This is a genomic window from Azospirillum sp. Sh1 (assembly GCF_008365135.1).
GTDB classification, from domain to species: Bacteria; Pseudomonadota; Alphaproteobacteria; order Azospirillales; family Azospirillaceae; genus Azospirillum; species Azospirillum oryzae.
The window spans coordinates 215214-227188 of the sequence record NZ_VTTK01000004.1 but is presented as its reverse complement, the minus strand read 5'-3'; the positions used below and the strand labels follow the sequence as shown (position 1 = coordinate 227188).

Sequence of the window (11975 nt, the reverse complement as noted above, 5' to 3'; positions counted from 1 at the left end):
TTCCGCAAATACAGTCGAAGCTGCCCGCTATGCGTCGCAAGCCTTGCCGGCGACCCCCATGGCCGGACGCAATCGATCGACGTGGTCAATCGACGTGGCTGAAGGGGGCTCATTGCTCGGGGACGGAGGCGGGGATGATGGGACCGGTCGGACCCTGCCGGACGCTTTTCGCGGTGCTGCTGCTCCTGCTGGCGGTCGCGGTGCCGGGCGGCTTTGCGCATGCGGCCCGCTCGGCGGGCGGCGGGCAAGGGCCGGGAGCCGGCGCCGCGGCGGAAAGCCGGCTGGCGCTGGTGATCGGGGTCAGCAAATACCGCAACGCGCCGGAACTGCTGAACCCGCGCAATGATGCCCGTGCCATTGGCGAGGCGCTGCGGGCGCTGAACTTCACGGTGGACGAGGAGTACGACCTGGACGCCCGCGGCTTCGCCGTCGCCCTGCGCCGGTTCGGCATCAAGGCCTCGCAGGCCGACGTGGCGGTGATCTTCTATGCCGGGCACGGCATCCAGGTGAACGGCGTCAATTATCTGCTGCCCGCCGACGCCCAACTGGAGCGCGAACGCGATCTGGTCTATGAGGCGATCCCATTGAACCTGCCGATGGGGGAGCTGGCCGGCGCGCGCAAGCTGGGCATCCTCATCCTCGACGCCTGCCGCAACAATCCCTTCGTCGACCGCCTGACCCGCAGCGGTTCCAATCGCAATCAGGCGCATCCCGGCTTCGGCAGCGTCGACGACACGCCGAGCGACACGCTGGTGGCGATGGCGACCCGCGCCGACCAGTTGGCGGAGGACGGCACCGGCGACCACAGCCCCTTCAGCGCGGCGCTGCTCCAGCATCTCCAGACGCCGGGGCTGGAACTGAGCCTGTTCTTCCGCAATGTGCGCGATACGGTGAAGCAGGCGACCAACGGCCGGCAGGAGCCCTTCGTCTACGGCTCGCTCGGCGCCACGCCCTTCTACTTCAACCCGCGCCCGCCCAACCGGCCGCCGGTGCTGGGGGAGCTTCGGGTATTGACCGTGCTCGACCATTCTGGCCCGGAGCCGCTGGGGGCCGGCAAGCCGACCGATCCCGACGACGACCAGATGTACGCCCGCATCACCGGCCTGCCGCGCGGCGGCACCGTCCGCGTCGGCGAACGCAGCGTGCTGATCGGCGACTATCTGACGGTGGAGCAACTGGCGGCCACCAGCTTCAAGCCCGACGGCAGCTTCCGTGGGGAAGCCGGCGCCTTCGAGTTCCTGGTGGCCGACGGCCGCGGCGGCATGGTCACCGGCACCATCCCGGTCACCATAAAGCCGAGCAACCAGCCGCCGGCCGTGGTGGCGGAGCGCAAGCTGCGCGTCGCCGGCAACCCGATGGGGATCGATGCCCCGGCCGATCCGGACGGCGACCCGCTGACCGTCACCGTCACCGCCGTGCCGGAGCGCGGCAGTGTCCATGACGGCGCGGCGGTGGTGAAACCGGGCGACCGGCTGACCGTCCAGGCGCTGACCGCGCTGACCTTCGACCCGGAGGCCGCGGCCCCCGGACCGGCGGGAACCCTGCGCTACAGCGTCGACGACGGGCGCGGCGGCACCGCCACGGCGAGTGTCGGCGTGGAGATCGCGCCGCCGGGAACCACGCCGGTGGCGGAGCTGGAGGACAGCCTGTGGAAGCGCGTCCAGTCCAGCAGGGAGCCGGGCGACTATCAGGCCTTCCTGCAGCTGTTCGGCGGCAGCGGCTATGCCCCCCTTGCCCGCCGCCAGCTGGAAACGCTGACACTCGCCGGCAAGCGGGCGGAAGAGCCCCCAAAGGCGGAGACCAGGCAGGAGGCGGCCAAACAGGAGCCGGCCAAGCAGGACGCGACGTTGGGCCCCGGCCTGGAGCCGGCGGAACCCGGACGCTACACAGCCACGGTGGACAGCGTGCTGCGGGCGGCGCCGGCCAACAGTGGCGCGCGGGTCGGCCGGGTGGCGCGCGGATCGGCGGTGCAGGTGCTGGGCCGTGTGCCGGAGGGCGGGTGGTACCGCATCGCGCTGGAGGACGGCACCCAGGGCTTTATTGCCGCCAACCTGTTGAAGCATGAACCGCTGCCGGCACAGGCGGCGGCACCCCCAGTGGCACCCCCGGTGGCACCCGTGGTGGAGGCAGCCATCAAACCGCCACCGCCCGAGCCCTCCAAGGCCGAGCCGCAGGTGGCGGCGACCGCACCGCCCGCACCGGCGCAGGGCAACGGGACGGCGCGCAACCATGGCAACGGCAACAGCTTCCAGGATTGCCCGACCTGCCCGGTGCTGGTGCGGGTGCCGGCCGGCAGCTTCATGATGGGGAACGATCGGGGCGACCCGTCGGAGCGGCCGGTCCACCGCGTCACCATTGGCAAGCCCTTCGCGCTCGGCATGTATGAGGTGACGGTCGGCGAATGGCGCGCCTGCATCCAGGAGGGCGGCTGCACCGACATGCCGCGCATGGTCAACCCCACCGACGGCACGCCCGTCCACAATCTGCATTGGCAGGATGCCCAGGCCTATGTGGCATGGCTCAGCCGCAAGACCGGACAGCGTTACCGCTTGCCGAGCGAGGCGGAATGGGAATTCGCCGCGCGCGCCGGCACAACGACGCCCTACTGGTGGGGAGGGGAGGGCGGGACCCATGCCGACTGCGACGGCTGCGGCGGCCCGCACGAACATCTGACCCCGATCGCGGCCGGCAGCTACAAGGCGAACCCCTTCGGCCTGCACGACATGAACGGCAGCGTGGCGGAATGGGTCGAGGACTGCTGGAACAGGAACTATCAAGGCGCGCCGGACGATGGCAGCGCCTGGACCCGCGGCGACTGCCGCAAGCGGGTGCTGCGCGGAGGCTCCTGGCGCGACAAGCCGGAGGCGATCAATGGCACGGTGCGCAACAGCTACGACATCGACGTGCGCTACCTCACCAATGGCTTCCGGGTGGCGCGCGAGGTGAACTGACGGCGTTCAGCGCTGGACGGTGACGGTGTTCTGGGTTGCGCGGTTGTGCGTGCCGACGGCGGTGTTGGTCACGGTGTTCACGTTGTTGAACTGCACACCGCCATTGGCCAGTGCCGTGGGCAGATGCGGCAGCGGCCCGGCCGTGCTCATCAGCAGATCCAGCGTCGACGGGCCGGCGGGCTTGGCGGACGGAGCGGGGGCCGGGGCCGGGGCCGGGGTCGGTTCGGGTGCCGGCGGGGCCGGGGTGGCGGTCTCCACCGGGCCGGCGCTGCCGTCGCCGAGCTGCTGCTGGCTGACGTTGCCGTCGCCGAAGGCGAAGTTCAGCGCGCTGTTGAAGTTGTTCACGATGAAGGGCGCATCGATGATGGTGAAGCCGGGATCGGGCTGCACCGGCGGCTGGCGGCTGGCGGCCAGCGGCTGGCCCTTGTTGAAGCCGGCGAGATAGCCGGCGTCGCCGCGGATGCGGGTGATCGCCTGCTGGTTCACGGAAGACCGGCGGACCGACGGGTTGGTCACCATCGCGCCGGGGGGCGCGCCGCGGGGTGTCGGGTTCACCGACACCGGCAGGCGCGGCGCCTGGGAGAAGGCCTGCGCCATCGCGGCGCCGGGGATGGGGCCGGGTGGAAAGGCGATGCCGCCGGTGACCTGGGCTGCGGCCGTCCCGGCGGTCAGCAGCAGGGCGGCGACCGTGGGTAGAAGGGCGGTTCGCGGCGACATCGTCATGGGGGGCTCCCTCCGGAACGGCGGCCGGGTCTGGGGGCCGCGTATGGGAGCAGGGTACGGCGGACGTCCGGGCGGGCGCTGTGGCGCGGCTCACAGGATGGTGTCGATCGGGCGCCTCAACCGCAGGATTCGGCGATTTCGTCCAGCGCGCCGGTGTCGCGGATGACGATGCAGCCGGCATCCATTTCGATCACCCCGGCGCGCTGCCATTCGTTCAGCAGCTTGTTGACGCTCTCCCGCGACACGCCGACGAGGCAGCCGAGCTGCTGCTGCGACAGCTTGATGTCCAGCCGCAGCCCCTGCGGCCCCGGCTTGCCGAAGGCCTCGCCCAGCCGTTTCAGGGCGCGGGCGAAGCGGGAGGACGCTTCCAGGAACAGCGTGTCCTCCAGATGCTCGCTGGTCGTGCGCAGCCGCTTGCACAGCACGCCGATGATGCGGAAGGCCAGATCGGGCCGGGCCGTCAGCACCGGCATCAGCTGCGACCGGTCGAGGACCAGCAGGTCGGTCTCCTCCAGCGCCACCGCGTCGGCTGTGCGCGGCTCGCCGTCCAGGAGCGCGATCTCGCCGAACAGGCCACCCTTGTTGATGATGCTCAGCACCAGCTCCTTGCCGTCCATCGAGTGGCAGCAGATCTTCACCCGGCCGCGGATGACCGCCATCATGCTGTCGCCCGGGTCGCCCTTCTGGAAGATCATGGCGCCGCGCGGGTGGTGGGACAGCCGGGCGGTATTGGCCAGACGCTGCCGTTCCTCCCGCTCCAGATGCTTGAGCAGGAAATGCCCGGCGAGGACGAGATCCTTGTCGAAGTTGATCCGTATCGCGGTCATGGCCGCCACCCCCCTGGCTGACATCGTGGCTGACATCGCGGGCCGCTTCTCCAGCCAGGGAATGGTACGCCGGCAACCGGGCCGTCTTACTCCGTCAAAGGCGGTACGCCGTCGTTGGCGCTTCTGCGCCGTCCGTGCGCTGGGCGGACACGAAAAGGGCGGCCGGCGCTGGCCGGTCGCCCTTCGATTGGAAAGTCCGTGATCAGCGGAAGATCGCCTTCGGCGGCAGCGGCTGCGGGTTCAGGGCGCGGTCGCCGCCGAAGGTCGGACCCGGCGTGAACCCCGGCAAGGTCGTCCGGCCGCAGGTCAGGCAGGGCGGCGGCTTCGGGATGCCGGGGGCCGGCTGGAGGATCAGCGGGCCGAGCGTGGTGGCCCGTGTGTAGGACAGGGTCGGCGTCGCGGCGAAGGCCGGCGCTGCGGCAATCGTGGCAAGCGCCAGCGACAGGGTCAAAAGGCGGGACATGGCGGAGTCTCCGGTTCGGGTGTGGTGGGGATCAGTCGATATCCGGGTCGTCGTCGTCATCCAGGTCTAGCGAGCGGGCCTGATGGCCGAACGGGAAGCCCCGGCGGTCGAGGAGGCCGTGCAGGTCGGGGGCGACCGGGCGGGGCAGCAGAAGGGTTTCCGCATCGGGAACGACCTCCGACCGCCGGTCGGACGGCGTGGCGGAGCAGCGGGTCAGGCCATCGACCGTCACGCAGCTCAGCGTTCCCGATCCCCGCATGCAGACGGTCTTGCCGTTGACCGTCTGGCAGGCGAGGGAGCCGGCCTGCACCGGTGCCGAAAGAGCGGCGAACAGCAGGACGGGCGCGGCGATGGTCAGGATTGTCGGGAATTTGAGCGGGAGCTTCGGCATCGGTGGCCTCCCGGGCGAGGGGGGTTAGGGATGGAAGTGGGGGGTCAGCGGCGCAGGCCGGTCAGCGATTGGCTGGCGCTGTTGCCGAGACCGGCGGTGACGTTGGTGCCGACCCCGACATTGGTGCTGACCAGAGGACCGCGGCCGCTGAAATTCAGCCCGACCTGAACGCCGCTCCCTTGGGCGTTGCCCTGGAAGCCGAGCAGCCTCTGCCCGGCACTGTTGCCGATGCCGGCGGCGACGTTGGTGGCGGTGCCGACGTTGGTGCTGACCAGCGGGCCGACGCCGCGGATGGGCGCACCGCCGCCGCCCTGGAAGACGGCGCCCTGCTGCTGCGCCGAGTTGCCGATGCCGGCGCCGACATTGGTGGCGTTGGCGACGTTGGTGTTGACCAGTCCGGGAACGGCCATCATGGCGGGCAGGCCGGGGCCGGCAGCGGATTTGGGCTGCGCCAGGGCGGGGGTGGCGAGCAGGGCGGTGGCGAGAGCGCCCAGAACGATATTGCGGATCATGGCGAGGGTTCCTTCGATGGGGGGTGAGGCTTCGGGCTTCCGCGCCCCGATGTTCTCTTGAAGGAAGCTTAGTGGAGTGCCCGGAAGGCTTCTGTGAGCTGACCCACAGTTGGCCGGCCTTTTCCGGGAAGGTCCCTTGCGGCGGCATTTGGGCAAAAGAAAGCTCCGGCCGGGTAACCGGCCGGAGCGAGGTCTGGGGAGGAAGCCTGGAAGGAGGGGCGGCGGTCAGCGCTGCTTGACCAGGGCGCTCTGTCCGGCAAAGTTGCCGACGCCGGCCGACAGGTTCTGCATGGAGCTGTGGTTGAAGGGACCGAGCAGCCCGCCGGAGCGCTGCAGCACGGTGCCGTTCTGCAGGGCGGTGTTGCCGATGCCGGCCGCCGTGTTGCCGACATTGGCGACCGAGCCGCCGCTCAGCAGGCCGCCGCTGCGCTGCATCACCGTGGCCATCTGGCCTGCGTTGTTGCCGATGCCGGCGGCGGTGTTGCCGATGGTCGCCGCCGAGCCGCCGCCGAACACGCCGCCGCTGCGCTGCTTCACGAAGGCGCCCTGGTTGGCCGTGTTTCCGATGCCGGCGGCGAGGTTCGACACGGTGGCGACGTTCGGCCCGGCGAAGGGACCCTTCGACTTCTGCATGACCAGCGCGCTCTGGTTGGCGGTGTTGCCGATGCCGGCCGCGGTGTTGGAGATGTCGGAGATGTTCTGGGCCATCGCCGGGGCGGCGAACAGGGCGAGGGAAGCGAAGCCGGTCAGCAGGGAGGTGCGGATCATGATCTGGTCTCCTGTCTCGGGGCCGCGGGATGCGGCGTGTTGCCGATGGACAGACCCTACCCAAACCCCGGATTCCAGGATGTGAGCCGCACCACAAACTTGCGCCTTTTCCCGATCAGCGCGGTTTTGCGTCGGGATGCGCCTCTCGCCAGTGCGGATAGGTGACGTAGGCGGTAAGAGCGCCCTGCTCGTGCGAGCGGATCGTGACGGACGAGCCCTTGGGCATGTGGACGATCTCGCCGGGGCCGGCGGTGACCGTGCCGGCGTCGGACGCGACCGAGACCCGCCCCTCCAGCACCACCATCACGTCGTCGACGGCAATATCCTCGTCGATGCTCTGGTTGGGCTCGTAGCGGCCGTAGCCGATGGTGATCGGGGCGCCGTGGCGCTGGTCGATCGCGTTGCCGACGAACACGTCGGCCTGCTGGCCGGGGGTGCGCTCCAGCGAAACGTCGGTCAGGGCGAATTTGCGGACGGTCATCTGCGCCTCCTTGGAATGGTGGGTCCGATCCACCTCAGCTAGTATCGCGCGGGCTTCCGCATAAGGCGGCGACGGTTCAACAGCATGGTGGGTGACATTCAGCAATGCGCAGACGCCTGAAGCCGGGGGAATATGCGGAGCTGCGGGCCTTCGTCGCGGTGGCGGAAGCATGCAGCTTCCGCCGGGCGGCGGCCGAACTGGGCCTGACGCCATCGACGCTGAGCCACGCCGTCCGCGCCTTCGAGGATCGGATCGGCCAGCGGCTGTTGAACCGGACCACGCGGGCGGTGACGGTAACGGAGGCCGGCGCCAAGCTCCTGCAGGATTTGCGGCCGGTGTTGGCGCGGCTGGACGACGCCGTGGCGGCGGTCGGCATACCGGAGGGTGCGCCGGTCGGCACCGTTCGGTTGGCGGCGCCGCGGCTGGCGATCCAGATGCTGGTCGAGCCGGCGGTCCGGCGGCTGGCCCGCGACTGTCCGCATGTGACGCTTGACGTGCGCACGGCCGAATGGCCGGGCGACCTGACCGAGGGATTCGACCTTGGCATCCAGTACGGCAACGAAGTGGCGCAGGACATGGTGGCCGTGGCGCTGACCAAGCCGTTCACCGCCGCGGTGGTCGGTTCGCCAGGCTATTTCGCGGATCATCCGCCCCCGCTCCATCCTGCCGATCTGGTGCGCCACCGCTGCATCGGCTGTCTCAGCGGCCCGGCCGGCGCGCTCTACCGCTGGATCTTCGAGCGCGACGGCGAAACGGTGGTGCTCGACGTCGGCGGCACGCTGGTCACGGACGACGCCGACCTCATGCTGAATGCGGCGATCGGCGGCGTCGGCCTGTGGCATGGCATCGACCGCGTCGTGCAGCCGATGATCGACGACGGACGGCTGCGGCGGGTCTTGACCGACTGGTCGCCGAGTTTTCCCGGATTCCATCTCTATTATGCAGCGGGTGCGCCGTTGTCTCCGGCCGTGCGCGCCGTCGCGGACGCGCTTCGGAGCAACGGCTGACCGCAAGCGCGATCCTCAGGCCGATGCGAGCGCCACCGCGTCGGCACCGGCGGCAAGGCGCATCGGGCAGGACGGATCGGTCGCCGCGCGCCACACCGCTTCCGCGACATCGGTGGCGTGGGTGACCGGACCCGGCTGCTGCCATGCCGCGAAGACGCTTTGCGCCAGGGGCGCATAAGCCTCCGGAATGGCGTCGCGCATGCGGGACCGGGCATTCTCGCCGAAGGCGGTGTCCGGCGCCCGGCCGGGAAGGACCAGATGCGTCCGCACATTGAACGGCTCCAGTTCCAGAGCCAGCGATTCGGTGAAGGCGTTCACCGCCGCCTTGCTCGCCGTATAGACCGAGAGCAGATGCAGCGGCTTCAGCGTCACGCTGGAGGTGACGTTCACGATGACCCCCGACTTCCGCGCCCTGAATTGCGGCAGCAGCGCCTGGGTCATCGCCATGGTGCCGAAGGCGTTGGTCGCGAAGATCTCGCGCACGCTGTCCATCGTCACCCCTTCCAGCGCGCCCAGCAGGCCGATGCCGGCATTGTTGACCAGCACATCGACCGCTCCGGCCTGTTCCACCGCCCGGCCGATGCTGTCCGCATCGGTGACGTCGAGGCGGAGGATGCGCAGGCGGTCCGAGCGCGGCAGAACATCCTCGCGCGGGGTGCGCATGGTGGCGATGACGGTCCAGTCGCGGTCGAGGAAATGACGGGCAGTCTCCAGGCCGAAGCCGGACGAGCAGCCGGTGATGAGGATGGTTTTCATGGAAGGGCTCCTGCTGAAATGGTGCGAAGCGGAAGATAGACCGCAACGGCTGGACCATCTACAATCGGAAGTCCGGAAATCATTTGCAGGAGTCCGAATGTGGTCGATCCCCTGGCGCAGGTGGTCAGCCTGCTCCGTCCGAGCGCCTCGTTCTCGAAACTCACCTATGGGGCCGGTTGCTGGCGGGTGCGGCGGACGGAGGCCGGGCGGCCGTTCTATTGCGTGGTCCTCGACGGCTCGTGCCGCCTGAGCCTCGGCGGGGGCGATCCGATCACCCTGGAGGCTGATGACTTCGTGCTGATCCCCGCGGCCAACGAGTTCACGGTGGCGAGCATCGCGCCGATGCCGCCGGGGGCCGCCGATACCCGTCCGGTCGAACTGCGGCCGGGAGAATATCTGCTGGGCAGTCCCGACCGGTCACCGGATGTCTGCAATCTGGTCGGCTACTGCGCCTTCGCGTCGCCCGACGCGGACCTGCTGGTGTCGCTGCTGCCGCAACTGGTGCATGTCCGTGGCGAGAAGCGGCTGAGCGCGCTGGTGCGGATGGTGAACGAGGAATCGCGCGCGCTGCGGCCGGCGCGCGAGGTGATCCTGGCGCGCCTGCTGGAGATTCTGCTGATCGAGGCCCTGCGGTCCACGACGGTGTCGACCGGATCGCCGGGACTGCTGCGGGGGCTGGGCGACGACCGGCTCGCCGTCGCTCTCCGGCACATCCATGAACGACCGACCGCGCCCTGGACGGTCGCCCAACTGGCGAAGGAGGCGGCGCTGTCGCGTTCGACCTTCTTCGAGCGGTTCCGGCAGGCGGTCGGCGTCGCCCCCATGGAATATCTGCTGCAATGGCGCATGGCCCTGGCCAAGGACATGCTCCGCCGGCGCGACGGCGGGATCGCCGATGTCGCCGAGCGCGTCGGCTACAGCTCCGCCAGCACGTTCAGCGTCGCCTTCACCCGCCATGTCGGCGTGCCGCCGACGGTCTATGCGCGCCGGCAGGAGGAGGGGGAGGCGACGCCTGCCGGGGCCGCGATGGCCGGCGTCGCGCCGTGAGGATGGATCGCTCGGCGTCGCTATCAGATGCAAAGGAACCGTTCAGACCGCCGCCACATCGTCCCGGATGCACGACACCGAATGCCCCGGCGCCACCTGCCGCAGTGCCCTCGCCTCCGGCTCCGCGCAGGCGGGCAGGGCGAAGGGGCAGCGGGTGCGGAAGACGCAGCCGGAGGGCGGGTTCATCGGGCTCGGCACGTCGCCGTCCAGCAGCATGCGGGACTTCGGCGCGTCGGGGTCCGGGTTGGGGGCGGCGGACAGCAGGGCCATGGTGTAGGGATGGCGCGGGCGCTCGTAGAGGGAATCGCTCGGCGCGATTTCCATCAGGCGGCCGAGATACATCACCGCAACCCGGTCGCTGATGTAGCGCACCACCGCCAGATCATGGGCGATGAACAGCACCGCCAGCCCCAGCTCGCGCTGCAGATCGCCCAGCAGGTTCACCACCTGCGCCTGAACCGAGACGTCGAGCGCCGATACCGGCTCGTCCGCCACGATGAAGTCGGGCTCCACCGCCAGCGCGCGGGCAATGCCGATGCGCTGGCGCTGACCGCCGGAGAACTCGTGCGGGAAGCGATCCATGGCGTCTGCGGCCAGGCCGACCTTCTCCAGCAGCGCGGCGACGCGGTCGCGGCGGTCGGCGCGGGTGCCGATGCCGTGGATCACCAGCGCCTCGCCGATCGCGTCGCGCACGCGCTGGCGCGGGTCGAGGCTGGCATAGGGGTCCTGGAAGACGATCTGCATGCGGCGGCGCTGCGCCCGCATCTCGGCCGTCGGCAGACCGGTGATTTCCTGCCCGTCGAAGCGGATGGAGCCGGCGGTCGGCTCGATCAGACGCAGGATGCTGCGCCCGGCAGTGGTCTTGCCGGAGCCTGATTCGCCGACCAGCCCCAGCACCTCGCCGCGATTGAGGTCGAAGGACAGGTCGTCCACCGCCTTGACCCAGCCGACCGGCCGCTGCAGCAGCCCGCCGCGCACGGGAAATCGCTTTTCCAGGTTGCGGACGCTCAGCAGGGGTTGTTCGGTAACGGTCACGGCGCTCATTGCACGTCTCTCCAGCGGCGGCAGCGGGCGGAATGGTCGGGGCCGACCGGCTCCAGCACGGGTTCGGCGGCGGTGCAGGCGGGTTCGGCCAGCGCGCAGCGCGGGGCGAAGGTGCACCCCAACGGGCGGTTCACCGGGCTGGGGACGCTGCCGGGGATGGCGTACAGCCGGCCGCCGTCGCCGCGTCGCTGGCCCAGATGCGGCATGCAGGCCAGAAGCCCGCGGGTGTAGGGGTGCTTGGGCGATTTCAGCAGGGAGCGGACATCGCCCTCCTCGACGATGCGGCCGGCATACATCACCACCACCCGGTGCGCCACCTCCGCCACCACGCCCAGATTGTGGGTGATGAACAGGATGGAGGTGCCGGTTTCCTCCTGCAGCCGCCGCATCAGGTCGAGGATCTGCGCCTGGATGGTCACGTCGAGCGCGGTGGTCGGCTCGTCGGCGATCAGCAGGGTGGGGCGGCAGGCCAGCGCCATGGCGATCATCACGCGCTGGCGCATGCCGCCCGACATCTGGTGCGGATACTCGTCCAGCCGGCGGTCCGCCGCCGGGATGCCGACCTTCTTCAGCATGGCCAGCGCCTCCGCCCGCGCCGCCCGGCGGTCGAGGCCCTGGTGGTAGCGCAGCGCCTCGCCGATCTGGTCGCCGACGGTGTAGACCGGGTTCAGCGAGGTCATCGGCTCCTGGAAGATCATGCCGATCTCGTTGCCGCGGACGCTGCGCATCGCGCGCTCGCTGAGGCGGGCGAGGTCGCGCACCTGCCCGTCGCGGCCACGGAACAGGATCTCGCCGCCGGCGATGATGCCCGGCGGCGACGGGATCAGCCGCATCGCCGACAGGCTGGTCACCGACTTGCCGCTGCCGGATTCGCCGACGACGGCCAGCGTCTCGTTGCGGCGCACGGCGAAGGACACGCCGTCCACCGCCTTCGACACACCGGGATCGGCGGTGAAGTGGGTTTGCAGGTTGCGGATGTCGAGCGTGAGGTCAGCGTCCATGGCC

Annotated in this window: 13 protein-coding genes; 3 read left to right on the top strand and 10 right to left on the bottom strand. The window is 70.1% G+C overall.

Annotated features, from left to right (window positions below; translation table 11 throughout):
• The first annotated feature begins 134 nt into the window (after positions 1 to 134).
• Positions 135 to 2951 (top strand): SUMF1/EgtB/PvdO family nonheme iron enzyme, encoded by a 2817-nt coding sequence (locus FZ029_RS07010; RefSeq protein ID WP_149268578.1) that lies wholly within the window; start codon positions 135 to 137, stop codon positions 2949 to 2951.
• A gap of 6 nt (positions 2952 to 2957) precedes the next feature.
• On the opposite strand, the gene FZ029_RS07005 is transcribed toward FZ029_RS07010, so the two are convergent.
• The 7 genes from FZ029_RS07005 to FZ029_RS06975 form a co-directional block, all read right to left on the bottom strand.
• Positions 2958 to 3674, bottom strand: a complete 717-nt coding sequence (locus FZ029_RS07005; protein ID WP_149268577.1) for a hypothetical protein — start codon at positions 3672 to 3674, stop codon at positions 2958 to 2960.
• A 116-nt stretch (positions 3675 to 3790) separates the two neighbouring features.
• Entirely contained in the window at positions 3791 to 4501 is a 711-nt protein-coding gene (locus FZ029_RS07000) for a Crp/Fnr family transcriptional regulator (protein ID WP_188051837.1), read from the bottom strand.
• 202 nt (positions 4502 to 4703) lie between these two features.
• A complete protein-coding gene (locus FZ029_RS06995) occupies positions 4704 to 4964 on the bottom strand; it encodes a hypothetical protein (RefSeq protein WP_149268575.1) in 261 nt (86 codons plus the stop codon).
• A gap of 31 nt (positions 4965 to 4995) precedes the next feature.
• Positions 4996 to 5355 carry a hypothetical protein gene (locus FZ029_RS06990; protein ID WP_149268574.1) on the bottom strand — a complete coding sequence of 120 codons (360 nt, stop codon included), beginning with the start codon at positions 5353 to 5355 and terminating at the stop codon, positions 4996 to 4998.
• A gap of 44 nt (positions 5356 to 5399) precedes the next feature.
• On the bottom strand, positions 5400 to 5867 hold the full coding sequence (locus tag FZ029_RS06985; RefSeq protein ID WP_149268573.1) for a hypothetical protein: 468 nt from the start codon (positions 5865 to 5867) through the stop codon (positions 5400 to 5402).
• Positions 5868 to 6092: 225 nt separating this feature from the next.
• On the bottom strand, positions 6093 to 6635 hold the full coding sequence (locus tag FZ029_RS06980; protein WP_149268572.1) for a hypothetical protein: 543 nt from the start codon (positions 6633 to 6635) through the stop codon (positions 6093 to 6095).
• Between the two features lie 115 nt (positions 6636 to 6750).
• Positions 6751 to 7116, bottom strand: coding sequence for an ethanolamine utilization protein (locus FZ029_RS06975; RefSeq protein ID WP_149268571.1), 366 nt, complete (start codon positions 7114 to 7116; stop codon positions 6751 to 6753).
• Positions 7117 to 7220: 104 nt separating this feature from the next.
• Between FZ029_RS06975 and FZ029_RS06970 the strand changes: the two genes are divergently transcribed.
• Positions 7221 to 8123, top strand: coding sequence for a LysR family transcriptional regulator (locus FZ029_RS06970; protein WP_149268570.1), 903 nt, complete (start codon positions 7221 to 7223; stop codon positions 8121 to 8123).
• 15 nt (positions 8124 to 8138) lie between these two features.
• On the opposite strand, the gene FZ029_RS06965 is transcribed toward FZ029_RS06970, so the two are convergent.
• The gene (locus tag FZ029_RS06965; RefSeq protein ID WP_149268569.1) at positions 8139 to 8879 is read right to left on the bottom strand and encodes an SDR family oxidoreductase; all 741 of its coding nucleotides are present in this window, start codon (positions 8877 to 8879) and stop codon (positions 8139 to 8141) included.
• Between the two features lie 99 nt (positions 8880 to 8978).
• Between FZ029_RS06965 and FZ029_RS06960 the strand changes: the two genes are divergently transcribed.
• The gene (locus FZ029_RS06960) at positions 8979 to 9926 is read left to right on the top strand and encodes an AraC family transcriptional regulator (protein ID WP_149268568.1); all 948 of its coding nucleotides are present in this window, start codon (positions 8979 to 8981) and stop codon (positions 9924 to 9926) included.
• A 42-nt stretch (positions 9927 to 9968) separates the two neighbouring features.
• On the opposite strand, the gene FZ029_RS06955 is transcribed toward FZ029_RS06960, so the two are convergent.
• Both FZ029_RS06955 and FZ029_RS06950 read right to left on the bottom strand, forming a co-directional pair.
• On the bottom strand, positions 9969 to 10970 hold the full coding sequence (locus FZ029_RS06955) for an ABC transporter ATP-binding protein (protein WP_149268567.1): 1002 nt from the start codon (positions 10968 to 10970) through the stop codon (positions 9969 to 9971).
• Entirely contained in the window at positions 10967 to 11971 is a 1005-nt protein-coding gene (locus tag FZ029_RS06950) for an ABC transporter ATP-binding protein (protein WP_149268566.1), read from the bottom strand. The genes FZ029_RS06955 and FZ029_RS06950 overlap by 4 nt, the downstream gene beginning before the upstream one ends.
• Between the last annotated feature and the right edge of the window lie 4 nt (positions 11972 to 11975).